23 protein-coding genes are annotated in these 21,927 nt (G+C 69.9%); 9 read left to right on the top strand and 14 right to left on the bottom strand.

Annotated elements, in window-relative coordinates; genetic code table 11:
- Positions 1 to 424 precede the first annotated feature (424 nt).
- The 7 genes from ACWFR1_RS37360 to ACWFR1_RS37330 form a co-directional block, all read right to left on the bottom strand.
- The gene (locus ACWFR1_RS37360; RefSeq protein WP_453559802.1) at positions 425 to 619 is read right to left on the bottom strand and encodes a hypothetical protein; all 195 of its coding nucleotides are present in this window, start codon (positions 617 to 619) and stop codon (positions 425 to 427) included.
- 192 nt (positions 620 to 811) lie between these two features.
- On the bottom strand, positions 812 to 2,335 hold the full coding sequence (locus tag ACWFR1_RS37355; RefSeq protein WP_453559800.1) for a YfcC family protein: 1,524 nt from the start codon (positions 2,333 to 2,335) through the stop codon (positions 812 to 814).
- Positions 2,332 to 3,285: a carbamate kinase gene (gene arcC, locus ACWFR1_RS37350; RefSeq protein WP_453559798.1), complete on the bottom strand. Its 954-nt coding sequence runs from the start codon at positions 3,283 to 3,285 to the stop codon at positions 2,332 to 2,334. The genes ACWFR1_RS37355 and arcC overlap by 4 nt, the downstream gene beginning before the upstream one ends.
- A 32-nt stretch (positions 3,286 to 3,317) precedes the next feature.
- Positions 3,318 to 4,319 (bottom strand): ornithine carbamoyltransferase, encoded by a 1,002-nt coding sequence (gene argF / locus ACWFR1_RS37345; RefSeq protein ID WP_453559795.1) that lies wholly within the window; start codon positions 4,317 to 4,319, stop codon positions 3,318 to 3,320.
- Between the two features lie 65 nt (positions 4,320 to 4,384).
- Positions 4,385 to 5,608, bottom strand: a complete 1,224-nt coding sequence (locus ACWFR1_RS37340) for an arginine deiminase (protein ID WP_453559793.1) — start codon at positions 5,606 to 5,608, stop codon at positions 4,385 to 4,387.
- A 798-nt stretch (positions 5,609 to 6,406) separates the two neighbouring features.
- Positions 6,407 to 7,690, bottom strand: coding sequence for an MFS transporter (locus ACWFR1_RS37335; RefSeq protein ID WP_453559791.1), 1,284 nt, complete (start codon positions 7,688 to 7,690; stop codon positions 6,407 to 6,409).
- Complete coding sequence (locus ACWFR1_RS37330) at positions 7,687 to 9,066, bottom strand: MBL fold metallo-hydrolase (protein ID WP_453559788.1); 1,380 nt, start codon at positions 9,064 to 9,066, stop codon at positions 7,687 to 7,689. The genes ACWFR1_RS37335 and ACWFR1_RS37330 overlap by 4 nt, the downstream gene beginning before the upstream one ends.
- Positions 9,067 to 9,156: 90 nt before the next feature.
- Here ACWFR1_RS37330 and ACWFR1_RS37325 point away from each other — a divergent pair, with 90 nt between their 5' ends.
- Together ACWFR1_RS37325 and ACWFR1_RS37320 are read left to right on the top strand one after the other, a co-directional pair.
- Complete coding sequence (locus tag ACWFR1_RS37325) at positions 9,157 to 9,849, top strand: ArsR/SmtB family transcription factor (protein ID WP_453559785.1); 693 nt, start codon at positions 9,157 to 9,159, stop codon at positions 9,847 to 9,849.
- Between the two features lie 153 nt (positions 9,850 to 10,002).
- Positions 10,003 to 10,308: a sulfurtransferase TusA family protein gene (locus ACWFR1_RS37320; protein WP_453559783.1), complete on the top strand. Its 306-nt coding sequence runs from the start codon at positions 10,003 to 10,005 to the stop codon at positions 10,306 to 10,308.
- A 43-nt stretch (positions 10,309 to 10,351) separates the two neighbouring features.
- On the opposite strand, the gene ACWFR1_RS37315 is transcribed toward ACWFR1_RS37320, so the two are convergent.
- Complete coding sequence (locus ACWFR1_RS37315) at positions 10,352 to 10,825, bottom strand: MarR family winged helix-turn-helix transcriptional regulator (RefSeq protein ID WP_453559781.1); 474 nt, start codon at positions 10,823 to 10,825, stop codon at positions 10,352 to 10,354.
- Between the two features lie 61 nt (positions 10,826 to 10,886).
- On the opposite strand from ACWFR1_RS37315, the gene ACWFR1_RS37310 reads away from it, so the two are divergent.
- The 3 genes from ACWFR1_RS37310 to ACWFR1_RS37300 are packed head-to-tail and all read left to right on the top strand — an operon-like array spanning position 10,887 to position 12,477.
- Positions 10,887 to 11,549: a class I SAM-dependent methyltransferase gene (locus tag ACWFR1_RS37310; RefSeq protein WP_453559779.1), complete on the top strand. Its 663-nt coding sequence runs from the start codon at positions 10,887 to 10,889 to the stop codon at positions 11,547 to 11,549.
- Positions 11,546 to 11,965 (top strand): GerW family sporulation protein, encoded by a 420-nt coding sequence (locus tag ACWFR1_RS37305; protein WP_453559776.1) that lies wholly within the window; start codon positions 11,546 to 11,548, stop codon positions 11,963 to 11,965. The genes ACWFR1_RS37310 and ACWFR1_RS37305 overlap by 4 nt, the downstream gene beginning before the upstream one ends.
- Entirely contained in the window at positions 11,962 to 12,477 is a 516-nt protein-coding gene (locus tag ACWFR1_RS37300) for a MerR family transcriptional regulator (RefSeq protein WP_453559774.1), read from the top strand. Before ACWFR1_RS37305 ends, ACWFR1_RS37300 begins: the two co-directional genes overlap by 4 nt.
- A gap of 42 nt (positions 12,478 to 12,519) precedes the next feature.
- Here the strand turns inward: ACWFR1_RS37300 and ACWFR1_RS37295 are convergent, their stop codons facing one another.
- From ACWFR1_RS37295 to ACWFR1_RS37275, 5 genes are all read right to left on the bottom strand, one after another.
- On the bottom strand, positions 12,520 to 12,786 hold the full coding sequence (locus tag ACWFR1_RS37295) for a metal-sensitive transcriptional regulator (RefSeq protein ID WP_031004254.1): 267 nt from the start codon (positions 12,784 to 12,786) through the stop codon (positions 12,520 to 12,522).
- A gap of 55 nt (positions 12,787 to 12,841) precedes the next feature.
- Positions 12,842 to 13,738 (bottom strand): sulfite exporter TauE/SafE family protein, encoded by an 897-nt coding sequence (locus ACWFR1_RS37290; RefSeq protein WP_453559770.1) that lies wholly within the window; start codon positions 13,736 to 13,738, stop codon positions 12,842 to 12,844.
- Positions 13,735 to 14,319 carry a rhodanese-like domain-containing protein gene (locus ACWFR1_RS37285; protein WP_453559768.1) on the bottom strand — a complete coding sequence of 195 codons (585 nt, stop codon included), beginning with the start codon at positions 14,317 to 14,319 and terminating at the stop codon, positions 13,735 to 13,737. Before ACWFR1_RS37285 ends, ACWFR1_RS37290 begins: the two co-directional genes overlap by 4 nt.
- Before the next feature lie 171 nt (positions 14,320 to 14,490).
- Entirely contained in the window at positions 14,491 to 15,879 is a 1,389-nt protein-coding gene (locus ACWFR1_RS37280; RefSeq protein ID WP_453559765.1) for an MBL fold metallo-hydrolase, read from the bottom strand.
- Between the two features lie 102 nt (positions 15,880 to 15,981).
- Entirely contained in the window at positions 15,982 to 16,308 is a 327-nt protein-coding gene (locus ACWFR1_RS37275) for a rhodanese-like domain-containing protein (protein WP_453559762.1), read from the bottom strand.
- 191 nt (positions 16,309 to 16,499) lie between these two features.
- Here ACWFR1_RS37275 and trxA point away from each other — a divergent pair, with 191 nt between their 5' ends.
- From trxA to ACWFR1_RS37260, 3 genes are all read left to right on the top strand, one after another.
- Positions 16,500 to 16,871: a thioredoxin gene (gene trxA / locus ACWFR1_RS37270; protein WP_453559759.1), complete on the top strand. Its 372-nt coding sequence runs from the start codon at positions 16,500 to 16,502 to the stop codon at positions 16,869 to 16,871.
- A 197-nt stretch (positions 16,872 to 17,068) separates the two neighbouring features.
- Positions 17,069 to 17,467 (top strand): DUF302 domain-containing protein, encoded by a 399-nt coding sequence (locus ACWFR1_RS37265; protein ID WP_453559757.1) that lies wholly within the window; start codon positions 17,069 to 17,071, stop codon positions 17,465 to 17,467.
- 282 nt (positions 17,468 to 17,749) lie between these two features.
- Positions 17,750 to 18,106 carry a carboxymuconolactone decarboxylase family protein gene (locus ACWFR1_RS37260; protein ID WP_453559755.1) on the top strand — a complete coding sequence of 119 codons (357 nt, stop codon included), beginning with the start codon at positions 17,750 to 17,752 and terminating at the stop codon, positions 18,104 to 18,106.
- A 529-nt stretch (positions 18,107 to 18,635) separates the two neighbouring features.
- Here ACWFR1_RS37260 and ACWFR1_RS37255 read toward each other — a convergent pair.
- Entirely contained in the window at positions 18,636 to 19,217 is a 582-nt protein-coding gene (locus ACWFR1_RS37255) for a DinB family protein (protein ID WP_453559752.1), read from the bottom strand.
- A 998-nt stretch (positions 19,218 to 20,215) separates the two neighbouring features.
- On the opposite strand from ACWFR1_RS37255, the gene ACWFR1_RS37250 reads away from it, so the two are divergent.
- On the top strand, positions 20,216 to 21,927 hold a 1,712-nt coding region (locus tag ACWFR1_RS37250; protein WP_453559750.1), incomplete at its 3' end, for a carbohydrate binding domain-containing protein.

Here is a 21,927-nt window from a genome sequence, read left to right as displayed (position 1 = left end):
CGCTTCCCCTGAGGGGAGGCGGCCACACCGGGCCCCGGTCGTTGCGCGGGAAGCCTTTCCTGGCGGCCGAGCCGGGAAGCGGCAAGGCGCCTACGGTCCCGTCAAAACGCTTACCGGCGACATCATCATTACCCACACCGCAGAGATCGCCCGAATGCGGACGATGCGCGACGCGCCCTGTCCCATGACAGGAACGAGAGCGCCGGGCCCGCCGTGCCCCACCGCGGTCGGCCAGAACGGCATCACAACGACGACAGCCCCGACGCCGGGCGTGGCGTCGGGGCTGTCACCCCACGGGTCTTACCGTCGGGCGTCGGGCGTCGGGTCTCGGGCGTCGGGTCTCGGGCGTCGGAACAAGTTCACCTGCCGTCAGGCGCCTTGGGCCCACCGCTGGGAAGGATGGTGCTGGTGTGGACCCGCGGACTCACGACGCCTTCCCGGAATGGGAGTCATGGCCGTACATGTGCGTGGCGGCGACCAGGGCGAGCATGCCGACCGCCATCATGATCAGTCCCACCAGGGGGCGGTCAGCGCCCTCCCATTGCCAGTCGACGGCGAACACGAGTATCGCGCCGAGCCCGATCGATGTGATGGCTCCGATGGCCAGCAGTCCGGGCATGGGGCCCACCTCCTTGAGCGGCTGATGGGCACCCTGCCCCTGCCGGATCACACTGTCGCCGAACAGCGGTGTGGAGCCCAGGGGCCTGATGGCCCGTCCGGTAGAGCCATGAGACCCGTACCGCGGCAGAGACAGTGGCGTGCCGGCGGGCCGAGTGCATCGTTCCGCCGGCCGAGGACATCAGAACCGGTTTCAGCTCACGGCCGCGCCGAGCGCCAGGAAACCGGCGACCGCCACCAGCAACATGCCCATGAGGGGTGCCATGAAGCGCAGGTACTGGTCGTAGCGGACCTTGGCCAGGGCGAGGCCGCCCATGACGACGGCGGAGGTGGGGGTGATGAGGTTCACCCACCCCGAGGCCGACTGGTAGGCGGTGACCACCAGGGCCCGGCTGACTCCGGCGAAGTCGGCCAGCGGCGCCAGGATCGGCATGGCGAGGGCCGCGTGGCCGGAGGAGGAGGGGACGAAGAACGCCAGGGGGAGGTTCACCCCGAACATCAGGACGGCGAACGCGCTGGAGGACGTGCCGGACACCGCCCCGCGCAGGGCGTCGAGGATGGTGTCGGTGACGCTGGCGTTGTTCATGATGACGGTGACGCCCCTGGCCAGCATGACGATCATCGCCGCGCCGACGAAGTCTCCCGCTCCGGCGGTGATGGCCTCCGCGGTGCCCTTCTCCCGTAGTCCTCCGATCAGCCCGACGAGGATGGCCGCGACGATGAACAGGGCGGCGAGCTCGGGGAAGTACCAGCCGAGTGTGGGCAGGAAGGTGATGTTGAGATCGGCCCAGGGGACCACGGCGAAGATCATGAAGAGGAAGGTGGCCGCGAAGAGGCCCAGGACGATGCGCTGACGACCGGTCAGCTCCACCTGTCGGCCGCCCTCGGCCTGGAGGCGGTGGTCGTCCTCGGTGCACGGTGTCAGGGAGCGGGTGGGGTCGGCTGTGATGCGGCCGGCGTAGCGCAGCACGTACGCGGCTGCCAGGGCCGTCAGGCCGGCCCACATCGCCAGACGGAGGAGGATGCCGTCTCCCGTACCGATGCCGGCGCTGTCGGAGGCCACTCCGGTGGCGAACGGGTTCACGGTGGAGGCGAGGGTGCCGACTCCGGCGCCGACCATGATGACGGTCGCGGCGACCATGCGGTCGTAACCCAGGCCGAGCATCAGGGGGATCACGAGCCCGTAGAAGCCGAGGGTCTCCTCCGCCATGCCGTAGGTGGTGCCGCCGAGGGAGAACACCGTCATGAGGACGACGAGCAGTATCTCCCGGTGGTGGCGCAGGCGTTGGGCGAGGCGGGCCACTCCGGCGGTGAGGGCGCCGGTGCGCAGGGTGACGGTGATGAAGGCGCCCACGGCCAGGATGAAGAGGAACACTCCGGCGGCGCCGGCGAAGGTGCCGGTGGCCCCGGGTGTGGTGAGACCGCTCTGGGCGTCGGTGACGCCGTACAGGCCGTTGACCGGTGAGAGGAACAGGTCCTTGAGCCGCTCCCAGAAGCCGGTGGTCACCTCCACCGTCCGGTAGGTGCCCGGGATGGGGCTGCCGTCCTTGGTGTCGTAACGGCCGGCGGGGAGCACGAAGGTCAGGGCCCAGACCGCGACGGTGACCGCTATGAGGACGGTGAACGCGGAGGGGAAGGTGAAACTCCGCTTCGCGCGCGCGGAGCCGGCATCGTCGGCGGCGGGCTCGGGGGCTACGGGGGGTGTGGCGAGGCTCATGTCAGGTCCTCATGCGCGTCGGGGCGGCGGTCGAGGTCGCGGCCGATGGAGGTGACGACGGTGCCGGCGGTTCCGTCGAGGATGGCGCGGGCGTCTCGGAGGGCGCCGATGGCGGCGGTGCCGCCCGTAAGTTCCACGAACCGGCACACGGCGTCGACCTTGGGGCCCATCGATCCGGCCGGGAAGCTCAGAGCTCGGAGCGCTGCGGGGGTGGTCTGTCCGATGGGTTCGGCGTCGGGGGTGCCGTAGTGGAGCGAGACGTGGGGGACGTCGGTGAGCAGCAGCAGGGCGTCGGCGTCCAGCGCCTCGGCCAGCAGGGCGGCGGTGAGGTCCTTGTCCACCACGGCTTCGACGCCGGTCAGCTGTCCCTGCTCGTCACGGATGACCGGTACGCCGCCGCCTCCCGCGCACACGGCCACCGCTCCCGATTCGAGCAGCAGCCGGATCAGCCGGGTCTCCACGACCCTCTGGGGTCGGGGCGAGGGGACTACGCGCCGCCAGTGCGTGCCGTCCTGTTTGACCGTCCAGCCCCGCTTGGCGGCCAGGCGTTCGGCTTCCTCCTGGTCGTAGACGGGGCCGACGAATTTGGCCGGGTCGGTGAAGGCGGGGTCGGCGGCGGAGACCAGGGTCTGGTTGAGCAGGGCGCACACCTGGCGGCCGGGCAGGGCGTTCTGCAGGGACTGCAGGAGCCAGTAGCCGATCATGCCTTGGGTCTCCGCGCCCAGGACGTCGAAGGGGTAGGGGTCGCTCAGGGCGGGGTCGGCGGCGCTTTCCAGGGCGAGGATGCCGACCTGGGGGCCGTTGCCGTGGGTGATGACGAGCTCGTGCTCGTGGGCGAGCGGGGCGAGGGCCGCCACGGCGGCGCGGATGTTGGCGAGCTGCACGGCGGCGTCCGGCCGCTCCTCGCGGCGGAGCAGGGCGTTGCCGCCCAGGGCGACGACGACACGCATGAGTGTTCTCCAGGGACGGGGGCGGGCGGGGTTCAGTCGGCGAGGGTGGCGACCAGGACCGCCTTGATGGTGTGGAGCCGGTTCTCGGCCTGGTCGAACACGATGGAGTGGGGGGATTCGAATACCTCGTCGGTGACTTCCAGCGCGGTCATGCCGGTGCGGGCGGCGATCTTCGCGCCGACGGTGGTGTCGCTGTTGTGGAAGGCGGGAAGGCAGTGCATGAACTTCACGCGCGAATTCCCGGTCGCCCGGAGGACGGCGGAGGTCACCTGGTAGGGCTTGAGCAGAGCGATGCGCTCGTCCCACAGCTCGGACGGCTCCCCCATCGACAGCCAGACGTCGGTGTAGACGAAGTCCACCCCGGCCACACCTTCGGCCACGTCCTCGGTGAGCGTGATCCGTGCGCCGGTACCGGCCGCCACCTTGCGTGCCTCCTCGACCACGTCCGGTGCGTTGTGCAAGGAGCTGGGGCCGATCATGCGTACGTCCATACCGAGCATCGCCGCGGTGATCAGCAGCGAGTTGCCGACGTTGTTCCGTGCGTCCCCCAGGTAGGCGAAGGACACCTGGTGCAGCGGCTTGTCGGCGTGTTCCCCCATGGTGAGCACGTCGGCGAGGGACTGGGTGGGGTGCCACTGGTCGGTCAGCCCGTTCCACACCGGCACGCCGGCGTACTGGGCCAGTTCCTCCACCAGGCGCTGGTCGCTGCCCCGGTACTCGATGCCGTCGTAATAACGGCCCAGCACCCGGGCGGTGTCCTTGACCGATTCCTTGTGGCCGAGCTGTGAGCCGGCGGGATCGAGGTAGGTCACGTGGGCGCCCTGCTGATGGGCGGCCACTTCGAAAGCGCAGCGGGTGCGGGTCGAGGTCTTCTCGAAGATGACGGCGATGTTCTTGCCGCGCAGCCGCTGCTCCTCGCATCCGCTGCGACGGGCTGCCTTGATCCCTGCGGACAGTTCCAGCAGGTGGCGGAACTCCTCAGGGGTGAAGTCGAGTTCCTTGAGGAAGGTGCGATGGCTCAGGCCGACGGGCATGTTCGAACTCCTGGGTGCGTGTGTCAGGGGCGTGAAGGGGTGGGTGCCAAGGACGCCGAGGTGCGTCAGGCGGCTTCCCGTTCGATGGGACAGCTCATGCACCGCGGGCCGCCGCGGCCTCGGCCGAGCTCACTGCCGCGCACGGTGATGACCTCGATGCCGTTCTTCCGCAGGTAGGTGTTGGTGGTGACGTTGCGCTCGTAGGCGACGACCACTCCGGGCTCCACGGCCAGCACGTTGCAGCCGTCGTCCCACTGCTCCCGCTCGGCGGAACGCACGTCCTGGCTTGGTGTGAGCACGTTGACGGACGGCAGCCCCAGGGCGTCCGCGATGGCCTGGTCCATGTACTCGGGCGCGTGGTCAGTGATCTTCAGCCCCTGCCCGGCCGTACCGGGTTCGATCGTGGACGCCGGCAGCATCCCCAGGCCGGCGTAACGGGTGAAGGTGTCACCGCTGACCATCGTCATCACGGTGTCCAGGTGCATGAAGCTGCGGCGCTTCGGCATGTTGACCGCCACCACCCGCCGGGCGGAACCCGAGGCGAACATCCGCAGCGCCAGGTTCTCCACCGCCTGCGGGGTAGTGCGCTCACTCATGCCGACGAGTACGGCACCGTTGCCGATGACCAGGACGTCACCACCCTCGATGGTGGCCGGGTAGGCCCCTTCGCCATCGGTCCACCGGTGGAACTCGCCCTTGTCGAAGAGGGGGTGGTGACGGTAGATGGCCTCGAAGTGAACTGTCTCCCGGCGGCGGGCCCGCTTGCTCATCGGGTTGACGCTCACCCCGTCGTACGCCCAGCACGACGTGTCGCGCGTGAACAGGTGGTTGGGCAAAGGCGCGAGCAGGAAATCGTCCGGCGCCATGGCATGGAGCCGGACACTCGGTACGGCCCCGAGGGGCTGCCGCAGTTCGCCCTTGGTGACACCGCCGATGAGGCACGCGGTGAGTGCTGCCGGCTCCAGGGAGTCGAAGTACGCACGGAACCGGTCGGTGGCCAAGGTCCCGAACTCCCGCTCGTCGAAGACCCTGTCCATGATCAGTTGCCGAGCGGCGGGCAGCGCCAGCGTCTCGGTCAGCAGGTCCGCGAAGAGATGGACACGCACCCCACGGTCGCGCAGCGTGTCGGCGAAAGCGTCGTGCTCCTCGCGGGCGCGCTTGACCCACAGCACGTCGTCGAAGAGAAGAGCGTCCTTGTTCGTGGGAGTGAGCCGCTTCAGTTCCAGGTCCGGCCGGTGCAGGATGACCTGCTTAAGACGGCCGGTCTCGGAGTCGACGTGAAAAGACATGGGACCCCCGTGAGGTCGGTTTCGAAGTGCCGCGGAAGCAGGGCACAGGACGTGCTCCCCGGCCTCTGCGCGACGCCCGGGGAGCACTTGAACCCTGTCACCGGCACCCGCCGGAACCGGGCGGCAACAGTCCTTGGCGGCAGGTCATGCGGTACCCGGCGGCGAGGGCCTGTTCGGCCGTGGCCGCAGGGCCCTTCGGCTCTGGGGCGGGCTGAGCTTCCTTTCAGTCAGAAGAGCTTGAAGTACAGCCTTTCTGCGATGCACTGGATGGCCGCGTGTGGAATCGGCCTCCGCTTGGGGCCCTTTGCCGCTGCGGCGTCGCTGCCGAGGAGTGTGGTGCAGGTCTACGTGAGGTGCATCCTGTATCCCTTCCAGAACACGTCATCACCCTCGGCCACCCCCCGTGCGTCACGGTGGTAGCGGGATAAGCCCGGACGCCGGCCGGGCGGGATGCCGGTCCCGCTCCTGAGCACCTGCCGTCCACGCGTCGCGCTGCGGATGATGTAGGTCTGCACGAGGATCGGCACGGCCTCGATCTCCGAGATGCACTGCGGCTCGGCCGGCGTCTGGGAGCAAGGTCACGCTTCGCCACTCGACCGTGAGAAGCGCATCCGCTGGGAAGCCGCCATGGAAGAAGCGCGCGTCCAGTACGCCGAGGCGTACCGCGTCAGGCACTTCGAGGCGTCGGGGGCATCACCATGCTCACCGCCGACCACCCACGCGTCACCGCCGAGAAGGTCTGATCGTGTCCTCCTGGCCGCTCGTGCCGGCGCCGTCCGGGGCGGGCGGGCTTGTGATTCAGTGGGGTTCAGGCCGGTGCTCGGTGATCCAGCGGGCGGCGAGCAGGCCGGAGCCGGCGGTGAGGACGGCGGCGGCGATGACGGTGGCGTTGAGGCCAAGCCAGTCGGCCAGAATGCCGGCGACCAGGGCGCCGACCGCGTAGCCGATGTCTCGCCAGAAGCGGTATGTACCGAGGGCGTTGGCACGCCAGGCGGGGTGTGCGTGGTCGGAGATGGACGCGATCAGGGCCGGGTAGACCATGGCCGTGCCCAGGCCGAGTGCGACGGCGGAGAGGACGCCGGCGAGAAGCGGGTTGTCGAGCAGGGCGAGGGCGATGACGAAGCCGACGGCCTGGACGAGCATCCCGTAGACGATCAGGGGTTTGCGGCCGATGCGGTCGGCGAGGTGGCCGGTGGGGATCTGCCCGAGGCCCCACAGGATCGGGTAAAGGCCCTTGATCAGGCCGACAGCGGCGAGACCGAGGCCGTGATCGGTGAACAGCAGCGGGAAGACGCCCCACGTGAGCCCGTCGTTGAGGTTGTTGACCAGACCTGCCTGGCTCGCGCCGCGCAGCGAGCGGTTGTGCCAGGAGGTCCGGCTGAACGTAGCCCTCAGGGCAGTGTCCTCGTCGGCGGGCAGGGGCTTGGTGTGGTGGGCGAGTTCGAGGGCGACGTGGGCGGCGGTGTCCCGGACGACGAGGGCCAGGGCAAGGCCCGCGACGACGAAGACCACGCCGATGAGTTCGGGGACCGGGCGCAAGCCGTAGCTGGTGGCGAGGAAGCCGGTGAGCAGGGCGGTGACGCCGACGGCGGTGTAGCCGGCGGCCTCGTTCAGCCCGGTGGCCAGGCCGCGGCGTGAGGGACCGACGAGGTCGATCTTCATGTTGACGGTCATCGACCAGGTCAGGCCCTGATTCAGGCCGAGCAGGACGTTGGCCGCGACGATCCAGCCCCACGACGGCGCATATGCGAGGGCGAAGGGGACGGGGATGCCGATCAGCCAGCCGGCCACCAACAGCTGCTTGCGGCGGAAGCGGGAGGTCAGAGCCCCGGCGGCGAGATTGGTGAGGGCTTTGGAGAGGCCGAAGGCGATGATGAAGGAGAAGACGGCCAGGTCACTGGTGAGGCCGAACGTCTCGGAGCCGATGAGCGGGACGGTGGTGCGTTCCAGGCCGACCAGGCCGCCGACGCAGATGTTGACGATGACCAGCAGGGTGAACTGGAGCCGGTTCTCGCGCAGGCCGAGGCGTACCGGACGACTGGAGGCGTCCGTCGGCGCCGTCGAGGTGGGGGTGGTCTTCACGAGCGATGGCCCTCCGCACCCTGGACGAGCTGCTCGCCGTGGGCGGCGGCGTAGTCGGCCGGTCCGCCGTCGAGGACGGCGACGTCGGTGTGGCCGGCGCGTTCGAGGAGGCTGGCGGCGGTCATGGCGCGCTCGCCGTGCCCGCAGGCCACGACCGCGCCCTCGGGGGCGTCCGCAGCGACGGGGGCGAGGCCGCCCAGTTCGATGTTGACCGCGCCGGGGACGTGTCCGGCGGCGAACTCCGACTCCTGCCGCACGTCGACATAGGGACGGCTGTCCGTCCGGTCGGCAGTGACGAAGGCAGTCGTGGCCAGCCGGTGACCTGTAGCGGTCCAAGCGGTCATCCCACCCGCGAGGCGGCCGGCGAGGCGCTCGTAGCCGATCTTGTACGCCTGCCAGACGATCTCGCTCAGGTCCTGGCCGTCGGCGATGACGAAGGCGAGGGGAGCGGTGTCGGGCAGGAGCCAGCCGAGCCAGGTGGCGAACTGGCCGCGCAGGGGGATGGAGAGCGATCCGGGTATGTGGCCGGCGGCGTAGTCGGCGGCCGGGCGCACGTCGACGACGTGGCCGCCGTCCGCGACGAGGGCGCGGACCCGTTCGGCGGAGAGCTCGGTCAGCAGCGGGGTGCCGGTGACCACGGCGGGCCCGCGTCGGTTGGCCTCGCCGAGCCGGTCGAAGTAGGTGGGGTAGGTGCCCAGGCTTGCGATGAGTTGGGACACGAAGGCGCCTTCATCGGGGGCGGCGAGGAGCGGGTTGGCCTGCTTCTGGGCGCCGATGGTGGTGGTGCGTTTCGTTCCGGGCGGGGCGGAGCAGAAGGACCCGGCCCCGTGCGTGGGCCACACGGCCGTTTCGTCCGGCAGGGCGGTCAGCCGCTGGAGGGAGTGGTACTGGGCCCGGGCCAACTCCTCCGTACGGTCGGCGCCGAGGAGGTCGGTGCGGGCCGCGGAGTTCACGATCAGCGACCCGCCGGTGAACACGCCAAGCTCGCGGGCGCCGTCGAGAAGCAGGAAGGAGAGGTGCTCGTCGGTGTGGCCGGGGGTGGCGAGCGCCCGAAGCGTGAGCCCGCCGAGGTCGACTTCGTCGCCCTCGGCCAGGCCCTGGTGGTCGAAGACGCGCCCTCCGGCGGCGGAGGCCAGGATCGTCGCACCGTGGTCGTGGCCGAGCTGCACGGCGCCGGAGAGGAAGTCGGCGTGAAGGTGTGTGTCTGCCGCGTACGCCACGGTCAGACCGCGCCGCTCAGCGGCGGCGTGCAGGGCGCGCAGGTCACGGCTGGCATCGACAGCCAGCGCACGCCCGTCGGCCAAGTCCACGAGGTAGGCACTGTTGCCCAGCCCTTCGTCGACCAGCGGAATCAGGTGATCGTCGGCGAAACCCATCGTGCCGTCCTTCCCAAGGGGGTGCGCCGGGCGGGAAGCGTCACCGCCCCGACATCAGTTATAGTAATCCATGGATATTTGGAGGATGCAATGCGGGATGCCACCACCAGCGGCACGAAGGCCGCCCTCTACGACGCGTTCGCCGCCAGCGGCAAGGCACTGGCCAGCGGAAAGCGCCTGGAACTGCTCGATCTGCTCGCGCAGGGCGAGCGCACCGTCGACGCCCTGGCGAAGGCCGCCGGGCTGAACCTGACCACCGCCTCGGCGCATCTGCAGACCCTCAAGCAGGCCGGATTCGTCGCCACCCGACGCGAAGGCGTCCGGATCCACTACCGGCTCGCCGGCGACGACGTCGCCCAGCTCTTCGCCCTGCTGCGCAAGGTCGCCGACCGCCACCAGGCCGCCGTCCCGGCCGCCCGCGATGCCTACCTCGGCGAGGACAGCCGGCACGGAATCGACGCCGTCGAGGTCACCCACGAGGAACTCCTGGCCCGGGTCGAGGTCGGCAACGTGCTCGTCCTCGACGTACGGCCGCTGGAGGAATACCTCGCCGGACACATCCCCGGGGCTGTGTGCATCCCGGTCCCGGAGCTGGCCGACCGGATCGGCGAGCTGCCCGAGGAGAACGAGGTGGTCGTCTACTGCCGCGGCGAATACTGCGCGCTCGCCTACGACGCCGTACGCCTGCTCACCGACCACGGCCGACGGGCGATCCGGCTCAACGACGGCATGCTCGAGTGGCGCCTGGCCGACCTTCCCGTGCACGCCGGGGCGGCAGCATGAACGATGTCCCCGACGGCGTTCCACGCCCGCAGGGGGGCATCGAGACGGCGGCAGCGGCCCTGATCCGCGCGGCCCTCCCGTCAGGCACGCACATCCTGCCCTGACCGACCCCGACGATCCACGACACCCCGCCGCCGCCCCGGAAGCCGGTTGATGAACGTAACGACCCCGGACAACCCTGCCCCTGGCATCACCGTCGATGGCACCGGCCTGCTCTGCGTCACCCTCCTGCTGCGGCTGCGCAAGGAGATCGACGGCGCCAACCCAGGCACTGTCGTCCACGTCATCGCCACTGACCCCGCGGCCCCGCTCGACCTGCCCGCCTGGTGCCACATGACCGGCCACCACTACCTCGGCCCCATCCCTGACACCGCCGGACGGCCGGTCTACGCCCTGCGACTCGCGGCCGACGCGCACCGCACCAGGCCCGACGCGCCCTGGCACAGAAGCGCGCCCTGACACCCGGCTGCAGCAGCTCGCACGCGCCTGCCCGCCCAAATGGTCACTCGGGGCCGTCGGTGCCGACGACCCTGAGCCGCTCGGTCACCTGCCCCAGAATCGCGGTGAAGGTGTCGAGCTGATCGGCGGGCACGTCCGCGAACAGCAAGGCGGCCAGTTCATCGCGCCCGCCCCGCAGCGCCGACGTGACCGAACGCCCCTCCTGCGTAAGAGAGACGAGCGTCGCCCGCCGGTCGGTCGGGTGCGCCTCGCGAACCACCAGCCCGTCCCCCTGCAACGCATCGAGGAGCCCGGTCACGTTACGAGGCGTGACTCCCAGCTGGGTGGCCAGGGCCCGCTGCGTCATGGGCCCGTCGTGAAACAGAGCCCACAGCACCCCCGCGCGCGCCGTGGTCAGCCCCTTCTCGGCCACCCCCCGCTGCATCATCGCGCCCAGGACCTCGGCGAGCTCGAAGAGCCTGTCGAGCGAAGCCCTGGCGAGAACGGGCCGCTCCGGCATATCGTGAAGTGACTTCACTATGTAGCACCTCCGCAAACTAGAGTAGCCCTCGGGGACTGCCACAGAGGAGACGGTCGCCATGACGCAACCGATCAAGCCGCACCCGCTCTTCGCCCGCTTCTACGCCAAGCTCGCCGGCCCCGCCCTGGAGAAGGCGGGCGTCGCCGAACACCGCAGGCGCCTGCTGGCCGGCCTGACCGGCGAGGTGATCGAGATCGGAGCGGGCAACGGCCTGAACTTCCCCCACTACCCGCCCGAGGTGAGGCGACTCGTCGCCGTCGAACCGGAACCGAACCTCCGCGCACTGGCCCAGGACCGGACCCCCGGCACTCCCGTGCCGGTGGAGATGCGCGATGCCCACGCCGAGCAACTTCCCTTTCCCGACGCCTCCTTCGACGCAGCCGTCGTGTGCCTGACGCTCTGCTCCATCGCCGACCCGCATGCGGCGCTCACCGAACTCCACCGGGTCCTCCGACCGGGCGGACAGCTCCGGTTCTTCGAACACGTCCAGGCCGACGCTCCCGCGATGCGGCGCGTCCAGCGCGCCCTCGACGCCACCGTCTGGCCGCGACTGATGGGCGGCTGCCACACCGGGCGCGACACCCGGCGCACCATCGCCACGGCCGGCTTCGCCCTGACTACCATCGACCGCTTCGACTTCCCGGAGACCAGGATCCGGATGCCGGCCGGCACGCACATCCTTGGCACCGCCGTACGCAGTGACCACGGAGGCACCCCATGACCATCCCGGACGACAAGGCCCAGCGCACCCCGTCGGCGAAGTCGAACATCGTTCGCGTCTCCGCAGACCTCCTGGAACACCTGGCTGACAAACTCGGCGCACGGGCCTCCGTACGGGCCGTCTACGGCGAGCCCGTCACCAGCGGCGGTGTCACCGTCATCCCCGTCGCGGAGATCGCCTACGGCTTCGGCGGCGGAGCGGGCCGCGACACCACGGCGACCAAGAACGGCGAAGGCGGAGGAGGTGGCGGAGGAGCCGCAGCCCGACCCCGCGGCTTCATCGTCATCAAGGACGGAACCGCCTCCTACGAACCCGTCCGGGACCCCTGGACGAACATCGTCGTGCCACTTGCCGCCCTCCTGGCCGGCATGGCCGCCTCCCGACTCGCCCGGCGACGGGCGGCCGAACGGGCTTGACCTTCGAGTGGGGTCGAAGGTTTCCCGTCGGCTGCACGGCGGCCTACCGGATCTCGCAGCCGGCCGAACTCTCCGGTGTTCCGGCGACGACGCTGTGCTTCTACGAGACCGCCGGACTGCTGCCGGCGGAGCGGACCGCGTCCGGGTTCCGCGTGTACGGCGAGGACGCGGTCGACCGGCTGGCCTTCATCTCCTCCGCGAAACTCCTCGGCCTGGCCCTGCAAGAGATCCGCGAGCTGCTCGATGTACGGGAAGAAGGCGTCTGCGCATCCGTGCGAGCGCGGATGCTACCGCTGATCGCGGACCGTATCGGGGACACGACGGCCGGGTGGCGGAGCTACGCGCCCTCTCCTGGCCGACCGAACGGGTGTCGTGTTCCCCATCGCCGCCTCCAAGTACCGCAAGTTTCTTCGGTGGTGACGGTCGGGCAGGTCGTTGTTGGCTCGGTCATGGGCAGGGAACTGATGACCAGCCCGGCGGAAGGCGTGCGCGCACGTCCGCCCGCAGCGTGAACCGACGGCGGCCGGCGGTTGTGCGCCGGCCGCCGTCGTGTGTCACGCGAGCGTGAGGAAGAGCTTCTCCAGTTCCTGCTCGCTCATCGGGGGTGCGCCTTCCTCGCTCTCGGCCAGGCACTGGCGCATCCCGCTGGCGACGATCTTGAAGCCAGCCCGGTCGAGGGCGCGGGAGACGGCGGCGAGCTGCGTGACGACGTCCTTGCAGTCGCGGCCGGCCTCGATCATGGCGATGACGCCCGCGAGCTGCCCTTGAGCGCGCCGCAGCCGGTTGAGGACCGCGGTCGCCGCCTCTTCTTCCACCTTCACCGGGTTCCTCCTTCTCACCGACCATCGACTCAAGAATACCCCTGCGGGTATAACACTAGGGGTGTGCGGCCGATTCCCGGGAGCCTACCTGGGGCGCGTCCGTGGCGGGCCGTGGGCGGCGTGCCCGCACTGTGCCCCAGGTCACAGCAGTCATTGCCGCAAGGCCGATGCCGGTCCAGGTGAGCGGGCTGGCCCAGACAGCATGGGGCAGTTGCTGGCTGAGGACGAAGACGCCCATGACGACGACGAACCAGCCGAAGGCCTTGCGGAGGGTGTCCTGGGGGATGCGTCCGGCGAAGCGGCTGCCGATCAGGCTGCCGACGATGGCCGCGGCGGTCACCATCAGCGCGAGGTTCCAGTCGATCTGGACTCCGTTGAGGTGGCCGGCGAGTCCGGAGAAGGACTTCATGGCGATGACCAGGAGCGAGGTGCCGACGGCAACACTCATGGGCAGTCCGCCGAGCAGCGCGAGGGCGGGGACGACGAGGAAGCCACCGCCGGATCCGACCAGGCCGGTGACGGCGCCCACGACAAGACCCTCGACGATCACGTGCTTGACGGGCAGCTCGGTGTGGGCGGGCTTGGCCGCCTTCGCCTTGCGGGACTTGCGGAGCATGGCGAAGGCGGTGGCGAGCATCATCAAGGCGAACGCGACGAGCAGGACGGTGCCGGGGACGTACTCGGCGAGGCGTCCGCCGCCATAGGCGCCGACCATGCTGACCGCGCCGAAGATCAGACCCGTGCGCCAGCGCACCCGCCCCGCGCGAGCGTGCGGGACGAGCCCGACCAGGCTGGTGACACCGACGACGAACAGGGAGGTGGCGATGGCCTCCTTGGTGTCCATCCCGGCAAGGTAGACCAGGATCGGCACGGTCAGGATGGAACCGCCGCCACCCAGGATGCCCAGGCTGACGCCGATCAGGACGGACGCCACGAGGACGAGCGTGATCACGAGCGGTCCCGCAGGGAGGCGATGACGGTGCGGATGTCGGTGCGCGGACCGCGGTTGTAGGGCAGCTTGGACAGCATCATGCCCATCGCACAGGTGTTGCTGAGCGCGGCGAACGTCAGCCCCGCGCCGATCGCGGTGCCGATCAGGTGCGCTCCGTGCACGAACACGCCCACGACGCCGGTGACGAGCACGATCGATCCGGCGATCAGGCGGACCTGGCGCTCCAGGTCCCAGCGCGCCTCGCCCCTGTTGACCGGGGCGCCGGCGGCCTCCCAGGCCATCATGCCGCCGTCCAGGACGCGCAGGTTCGGCAGACCGGCCTCGGCGAGGGCCTGCTCGGCCTGGGCTGCGCGGGCACCGGAACGGCAGACGAGGACGACGTCCTCGTCGAGGTGGGTCAGGAGTTCGGCGCGGTGCTCGCGCAGGGTGTCCAGCGGGACGTTGTAGGCACCGGGAATGTGGACCGTCCGGAACTCGCCCGGGGTGCGCACGTCCAGCACGCGGGGGCCGCGTCCGCTGTCGATCAGCTGCTGAAGGGCGGTGGGGGTGAGGCCGGCGATACGGGAGGCGTCGGTCGTCATGAGAACTCCGTCGTGGTGAGGGGATTCCGTACGCGAATACGGGGCGGGGTATATGTGAAGTCAAGGGCCGGCGCCCGCGCGAGGAGGGCCCGTCAGGGCAGAGGGTCTCCCCTCGGGGCGCCGGCGGTTCGTCGCGACCGGGAAGGGCCGGTCTGCGGGCGTGCCAGCCGGTCAGACGGTCGCCGGGGTGTTCAGCAGCGCCCAGGCGGCGTAGCCGCCGAGGATGTCCGAGACGTCGGTGAAACCGTGGTGGCGCAGCAGGCTCGCGGCGATCGACGAGCGGTGGCCGCCCGCGCAGTGCAGGACCAGGGGCCGGTCGCGGGGAACCTCGTCCAGGCGGCCGGGCAGCTCGCCGAGCGCGATGTGCAGGGCGCCGTCGATGAAGCCGTTGTCTCCGCGCTCGCCGCAGTTGCGGACGTCGATGACGACCGGCGGGTTGTCGCCCGCCAGGGCGGCACGGACCTGGGTGGCGGTGAGGCGGCTGGCCGGGGTGACCTCGTCGGCCAGGGCGGTCAGGGCGTCCTCCGGAGAGCGCAGGTATCCGGCCACGCGGTCGAAGCCGATCCGGGCCAGGCGCGTGACGATCTCCTCCTCGCGGTTCTGCGGGGCGAGCACCAGCAGGTCGGCATCGGCGGGCAGGACCGTGCCGGCCTGCTCGGCGAACCGGCCGTCGGCCGGCACGTTCACCGAGCCGCGCAGGTGTCCGGCGGCGAACTCCTGCGGGTCCCGGGCGTCGACCACCACGGCGCCGGAAGCGCGGAGGCCGGTGAAGTCCTCGGCACTCAGCGGCCTCGGTGCGACGGCCGGATCGAACAGCGGACGCTCACTGCGGTTCAGGATCGCGTCGTAGACGAAGTAGCCGGGAGCAGCGGACTGACCGGCGGTCACGATCGCCACGAAGTCCTCCTGCGACATGGGCGCGCAGGCGTAGTTGGCGGCCCGCTGCTCGCCGATGGTGGACTGCTTCTCCGTCGAAAGGTTCTTGCCGCAGGCGGATCCGGCGCCGTGCGCGGGGAAGACCCGCACCTCGTCCGGCAGGCCCATCAGCTTGCTCTGGACGCTGTCGTAGAGCATGGCGCCGAGTTCGTCGGCGGTGACGCCGACGGAGGCGAGCAGGTCGGGGCGGCCCACGTCACCGATGAAGAGCGCGTCACCGGTGAGCACGCCGTACGGGACGGTGTCCTGGCCGTGCTCGTAGACCATCACGCTGATCGATTCCGGGGTGTGCCCGGGGGTCTCCATGATCTCCAGGGTGACGTCGCCAAGGCTGATCGTCTCGCCCTCGGCGAGCTTGCGGATGGGGTACTCGGTCTCGGCGCGCCGGCCGTAGCCGATCCAGGCGCCGGTCTCGGCCGCCATCTCGAGGTGTCCGGCGACGAAGTCCGCGTGGAAGTGAGTGTTGATGACGCCGACCACGGTGAAGCCGCGAGCCTCGGCATCCGCCAGGTACTCCGAGACGTCCCGGCGGGGGTCGACGACCACCGCCTTGCCGGTGGTCTCGTCGGCGATCATGTACGACGCCTGCGAGAGGCAGTCGAGGTAGTACTGGGCGAAGAACACGGAAACCTCCGTAGGCGATGACTCGAATACCCTGGGGGGTATCCGAGAGGTCAAAGGGTGGCCCGCTCCCCGGAGGGGCGGGCCCGCGTGAACGAGGGAGGGTCAGACCGCCCCGGGGGCGGATCCCGTCACGACCGGGCGGCCCGTGCCTGCCCAGCCCCGGGTCCCGCCGGCGACGGAAAGGGCATCCATCCCGACGGCGGCAAGGCGGTCCGCGGCCCACTGACTGCGGTTACCGCTGGCACAGATCACATACACCGTTCGCCCCTCGGGCACTCGGGGCAGCGCGGCGGCCAGCGTCGAGAGCGGGGCGAGGTGCGCACCAGGCACGTGCGCCGCCCGGTACTCCTCCGGCTCCCGCACGTCGAGAACCATGGCGCCGGCAGTCCAGGCCGCGGCGAAGGTCTCCAGGTCCACTTCACGAGCCATGAGCGAGATTCACCTCCAGATACCCCCCTGGGTATTACGTCTTCGACGGTAAGCAACTCCTGCCAGGGTTGTCAAATACCCCCCCGGGTATGCCTGAGCCGCTGGATGACGGGGCCGTGGAACAAACCCGCACGCACCCCCGTTGAAGCTCTCATATACCCCACCGGGTATACGAGAGGAGAGTGGAACCGATGCCGACAGTCGAGTTGACCAAGGAAAACTTCGAGCAGACCGTCACGGGCTCGGAGATCGTGCTGATCGACTTCTGGGCCGGATGGTGCGGACCCTGCCGCATGTTCGGCCCCGTCTACGAGAAGGCGGCCGAGCGTCACCAGGACATCGTCTTCGGCAAGGTCGACACCGAGGCGCAGCCGGAACTCGCCGGCGCCTTCCAGATCTCCTCCATCCCCACCCTGATGGCCGTCCGCGACCGGGTCGTGCTCTACGCGCAGCCCGGCGCACTGCCTCCGCAGGCCCTGGAGGAACTGATCGCCAGGATCCGGTCCGTCGACATGGACGACGTCCGCCGGCAGGCCGCCACCCCCACGGCCGAGCGGAACTGACGCGCGGAGCGCCACCACGAGATCGCGACCGAAGGACTTCGAACGGCCCTTCAGCGCCTGTCGTCCGCCTCCGGCCGGATGCGTCAGGAGATCATGCTGCTGTTCGCGTCCCCGCCCCGGGCCGACCTCCAGCGCCACGACGAACCGGGTCGGCCGCATGCCGACGCGGTCGCCATCCGAACAGTGAGGTGAAGACCATGCACTACGACCGCACCATCAAGGTCTCCGGAACCTTCGACGAGACGGTGGAGGCCGTCCGCCGCGCCCTCGCCGACCAGGGCTTCGGAATCCTGACCGAGATCGACGTCCGGGCCACGCTCAAGGCGAAGCTCGGCCACGACATGGAGCCGTACCTGATCCTCGGAGCGTGCAACCCCCCACTCGCCCGTCAGGCCCTGGACGCCGACCGCTCGATCGGGCTGCTGCTGCCCTGCAACGTCGTGGTCCGCACCGACGGCGACCAGGTGATCGTGCAGGCGATCGACCCCGCGACCATGGTCACGCTCACCGGTGTCGATGCCATGGCCCCCGTGGCGGACGATGCGGCACGCCGCCTCGACGCCGCACTCGCCACCGTTGCAGAAACCGGCACGTGAGCCGCCGCGACGCCGTGCAGAGCTGACCACCGCCACCCCCGAGGCCTCCGCACGGTGCGCCCCGACGCGACGTTGCCCGGGGGCCGCGACGCACTGGCCCCCGGCGGGATGCGGCGCAACGATGGAGGTACGGTCCGAATGTCGACCCTGCGCGGCAACCGTTACGGCAAGCATGCCGGTGGTGAGCCTGCCGCGTATCCCCACGGTCGCTCTCCACCGCCCGGCGCCGTGTTCCCCATGCGCCGCTCCGGTGGCCGGCGGCCGCCAGGAGGGAGACGCATCATGTCGTACGGCACCCAGGTACGGGACGAACTGCGGGCACCCGGCCGTGAGCTGCGGCGCGCGATCCCGCAGGTGTACGAGGGTTACAAGCAGCTCCACGACAGCGCGCTGGAATCCGGTGCGCTGGACGCCAAGACCAAGGAGCTCATCGCGCTGGTCATCGCGGTGAGCAAGGAGTGTGACGGCTGCATCGCCCATCACGCCCAGGCCGCCGTCCGGCACGGCGCCACCGAGCAGGAGGCAGCCGAGGCGATAGGGGTCGCCATCTTGATGAACGGTGGGCCGGGCACGGTCTTCGGCCCGCGCGCCTTCGCCGCCTTCCGCGAGTTCCAGGAACAGAAGACCACCGCCGCTTGAGCACCCTGCCCGCGCGGCCGGGCGCGACCCCGACAGCACAGCACCAGACCCACGGGCCGTGATCGCGCATCAACCATGCCTGAGAGTCTTTGGAGTTGACTCGACATCTACCTGATCACCCGAGTCGGGAGTCGAGGCCGGACCAGATGCCTGGCGCACGAATCGCCGTACGAACCGGGGACGGACGGCGCCCTCAAGGCATAGGGCCCGTCACGTGGGGGCGCGGCGGCAGACCGCGGGAGGGCTCGACGTGCAGTGCGCGCACTCCCCTCGTCGCAGGCAGGGACTCTTGGTGGCACGCATGCCACGCCTCGGTTACCGCGAGCCCCGCTGCCGCGTGCTGATCACGAACCAGAGTCGGCAACCAGGTTGGCGCGGCAGCCGACGACTCGCAGGCCGCCGGCGCTCTACAGACGAGTGACTGAAAAGCCGATGAGCCGGGCGAGCGCGAGGCACGGCTCGATCCACGGCCACAAGCACGCTATCGACGCCATGCTCTTCGCAGGAAGACAACAGCCGCTTACGCCGTTCAGCCGGCCGGGGCCTGCCAGGGCTTGAACCATGGGTCGGGCCACTGTTCGGCGGCGGCCATCAGGGGGAAAAGAGTGGCGCCGTCGATGGTTTCACGGATGATGTCGGCGTGACCGCCGTGCCGAGCCGTCTCCTCGATGAGGTGCAGCAGCACCCAGCGAACGGACCAGTTCTTCACGTCGGCGGGGAACCATGGCAGCCCTTGTGGGACGGCCACGGCCTGGCCGAGATCGGCGATCTCGGCGATCACCGCGTCTGTCTCCTGGGCCGCGGCCTCGTACTGGTCCAGCACATCGGCGAGCGTCTCCTCCGCAGTGAGCACGAATTCGGCGTTGTCGCTCTCGTCTGCCGTCCGCCGTCGCCCGCGCTGCCGCTGGAGAATCAGGTCGGTCCAACCTGCCTCGCACCGTGCGGCATGTTTGATGAGGCCACCGATGCTCAGTTCACTGGCGGTGGGTGTCGCCCTTGCCCGATCGTCCGTCAGTCCATGGGCGGTGGCGCGCAAAGCCTGGCGCTGCTGGGTGAGGTAGGCGAGCAGGCCTTCGCGTTCGTCGGCGATCGGCGGTACGTGTGCGGGCATGGGCTGACCCTCCCTCTTGGGGGGAGAACCGGTCAACCCTCTCGCGAAAGGAATTTCAGATCTTTGCGCAAGATCAGGGTGGGCCACCGCCACGCGCCCTGCGTCCCGCATCGCCAGGTCGGCGTCGCACGCATGGTCATTGCCGGTTTCGGGGCCGATCGGACGGACACGGCGAGGCCCTCCGCGGCATCGTCACCGACCGCGACCTCACCCTGGCCGCTCTCACCGAAAACGTCGGCCCGGACAAGACGGTCGACTCGGTGATGACCTCGCCGGTGACCCAAGTGAACGTCGCCGACGGCATCCGCGCGGGCCCACCGGATTCCGCACATCCCGGTGCCGACACCCGCCCGTCCTGGACGATCACCGAGCCGCGGGCGTCCTCACCATGGACGACTTGCCCGTCGACGTCTTCCAGCATGTGGCCGACCTCCAGGGCTTGCTCGCCTGGAGTGTCCTGGATGAACCACCCTGACCAGCCCCCATGGACGCCCCTTTTCCTGGCGCCTGTTCCTCACCGCAGACCCGGCACCAGCGCCTGGCAGCGGCAGGCGACTCGGCCGGCGCCGTGGACGGCAGCGCTTCCGCCGTTTCCCGACGCGCCGGTCACCCTCACCGGGTCCGCCGGCCGGCGGCTTCGGCGCCTCGTGGCCTGTAAGGGTCCGGCTCCCTGCCGCGCGGCTCCCGCCGGAGCACCGGGAACCGAGACCGGACAGCAGCGTTGCAGAGGCGGGTTCCCGGAAGCGATGCAGGGCTTGCCCCGGCCCTAATGCGCGCCCCGCCCCGCCCCGCCCCGCCCTCAAGCTCACGCGATTCGGCGGCAGGGTTCCTGATCCGGTGTCAGCGAGCGAAATGGTCACGCCGGAGGTCTTGACCCGGTGCGACGGCCACCCTAACTTTCAATCACTTGCTGAAAGTTACAGCAATGTTTTGCGGAACGTGGGACTCGTAACCTCCGCGACTTGTATCCCCACCCCCACCCCTTCGGGAGCCGCCGTATGAGCTCGACCGCACCCGCCCCAAGAAGAATCTCCGCCGCCCTGGCGGGCGTCGGCCTGATCCTGGGCCTGACCACCGCCCTCACTGCGTCCGCCCAGCCGGCGGTGGCCGCACCGACCGTCAACGGCGACAAGAAGGTCACCGCCGTCCTGTTCGAGTGGAACTTCGACTCGATCGCCCGCGAGTGCACGCGCACCCTCGGCCCCAAGGGCTACGGGTACGTGCAGGTCTCCCCGCCGCAGGAGCGCATCCAGGGCAGCGCCTGGTGGACCGCCTACCAGCCGGTCAGCTACAAGATCCAGGGGCCTCTCGGCGACCGCACCGCCTTCAAGAACATGGTCGACACCTGCCATGGCGCCGGTGTGAAGGTCGTCGTCGACGCCGTGCTGAACCACATGACGTCCGGTTCGGGCACCGGCACCGCCGGCACGCAGTACAGCAAGTACGACTACCCCGGCACCTACGGGGACGCCGACTTCAACAGCTGCCGCCGTCCCATCGGCAGCAACTACACCGACCGCTACAACGTCCAGCACTGCGAGCTCGGCGAGACCGGACAGCCCTCCCTGGCCGACCTCAGGACCAGCAGCGACCACGTCCGCGGCAGGATCGCCGGATACCTCAACGACCTGCTGTCACTGGGCGTCGACGGCTTCCGCATGGACGCCGTCAAGCACATACCGGCCGACGATCTCGCCGCCATCCGCGGCAAGCTCACCGACCAGAGCGTCCACTGGATGCAGGAGGCCATCCACGGCGCCGGGGAGGCCGTCTCGCCCAGCGAGTACCTGGCCACCGGCGATGTCCAGGAGTTCCGCTACACCACCGACCTCAAGCGCACCCTGACCGGTGAGAAGCTGTCCTACCTGAAGAACTTCGGCGAGGCCTGGGGCTACATGGCCTCCGGCAAGAGCGGCACCATGGTCGCCAACCACGACACCGAGCGCAACGGCTCCAGCCTGAGCTACCGCGACGGCGCCAACTACACGCTCGCCCACGTCTTCATGCTCGCCCACCCCTTCGGCGCTCCGTCCGTCCACTCCGGGTACGAGTTCGCCAACCGGGACGCCGGAGCTCCCAACGGCGGTAACGTCAACGCCTGTCACAGCGACGGCTGGAGCTGCCAGCACGCCTGGCGCCAGATCGCCAACATGGTGGACTTCCGCAACGTCTCCGAGGGCACCGGCCTCACCAACTGGTGGGACAACGGCAACAACGCCATCGCCTTCGGCCGCGGCACCAAGGCGTTCGTCGCCGTCAACCACGAGGGCGGGTCGCTCACCCAGACCTTCCAGACCTCCCTCCCGGCCGGCACCTACTGCGACGTCCAGCACGGCGACCCGACCGCGAACGGCGGCTGCACCGGCACCACGTACACCGTCGCCGCGGACGGCAAGTTCACCGCCACCATCGGCAGCAACGACGCCGTCGCCCTCCACATCGGCGCGAAGCTCGGGGACAAGCCCGGCGACAACACGGCCACCGTCTACTACAGCACCGACAAGAACTGGCCCGCCCACCACATCCACTACGCCCCCACCGGCGGCACCTGGACCACCTCACCCGGTCTCGCCATGGAGAACGCGTGCACGGGCTGGGTGAAGAAGACCATCGCCCTCGGCTCCGCCACCGGCCTCAAGGCGGCCTTCAACAACGGCTCCGGCACCTGGGACAGCAACAACGGCGCCGACTACACCCTCGGCACCGGCGA

The organism is Streptomyces sp. NPDC055103 (genome assembly GCF_053607625.1).
Note: the sequence above shows the minus strand (reverse complement) of the source record. Positions and strands in the feature narration are given on the sequence as shown.

Excerpts from the sequence above, each read along its gene's own strand:
- ACWFR1_RS37265 (WP_453559757.1), top strand. The coding sequence starts at position 17,069 with ATGCACTACGACCGCACCATCAAGGTCTCCGGAACCTTCGACGAGACG.
- argF (WP_453559795.1), bottom strand. The coding sequence starts at position 4,319 with ATGCCCGTCGGCCTGAGCCATCGCACCTTCCTCAAGGAACTCGACTTC.
- ACWFR1_RS37260 (WP_453559755.1), top strand. The coding sequence starts at position 17,750 with ATGTCGTACGGCACCCAGGTACGGGACGAACTGCGGGCACCCGGCCGT.
- ACWFR1_RS37360 (WP_453559802.1), bottom strand. The coding sequence starts at position 619 with ATGCCCGGACTGCTGGCCATCGGAGCCATCACATCGATCGGGCTCGGC.
- ACWFR1_RS37255 (WP_453559752.1), bottom strand. The coding sequence starts at position 19,217 with ATGCCCGCACACGTACCGCCGATCGCCGACGAACGCGAAGGCCTGCTC.
- ACWFR1_RS37275 (WP_453559762.1), bottom strand. The coding sequence starts at position 16,308 with ATGGCTCGTGAAGTGGACCTGGAGACCTTCGCCGCGGCCTGGACTGCC.
- ACWFR1_RS37355 (WP_453559800.1), bottom strand. The coding sequence starts at position 2,335 with ATGAGCCTCGCCACACCCCCCGTAGCCCCCGAGCCCGCCGCCGACGAT.
- ACWFR1_RS37330 (WP_453559788.1), bottom strand. The coding sequence starts at position 9,066 with ATGGGTTTCGCCGACGATCACCTGATTCCGCTGGTCGACGAAGGGCTG.
- ACWFR1_RS37310 (WP_453559779.1), top strand. The coding sequence starts at position 10,887 with ATGACGCAACCGATCAAGCCGCACCCGCTCTTCGCCCGCTTCTACGCC.
- arcC (WP_453559798.1), bottom strand. The coding sequence starts at position 3,285 with ATGCGTGTCGTCGTCGCCCTGGGCGGCAACGCCCTGCTCCGCCGCGAG.
- ACWFR1_RS37325 (WP_453559785.1), top strand. The coding sequence starts at position 9,157 with ATGCGGGATGCCACCACCAGCGGCACGAAGGCCGCCCTCTACGACGCG.
- ACWFR1_RS37340 (WP_453559793.1), bottom strand. The coding sequence starts at position 5,608 with ATGTCTTTTCACGTCGACTCCGAGACCGGCCGTCTTAAGCAGGTCATC.
- trxA (WP_453559759.1), top strand. The coding sequence starts at position 16,500 with ATGCCGACAGTCGAGTTGACCAAGGAAAACTTCGAGCAGACCGTCACG.
- ACWFR1_RS37320 (WP_453559783.1), top strand. The coding sequence starts at position 10,003 with ATGAACGTAACGACCCCGGACAACCCTGCCCCTGGCATCACCGTCGAT.
- ACWFR1_RS37305 (WP_453559776.1), top strand. The coding sequence starts at position 11,546 with ATGACCATCCCGGACGACAAGGCCCAGCGCACCCCGTCGGCGAAGTCG.
- ACWFR1_RS37285 (WP_453559768.1), bottom strand. The coding sequence starts at position 14,319 with ATGACGACCGACGCCTCCCGTATCGCCGGCCTCACCCCCACCGCCCTT.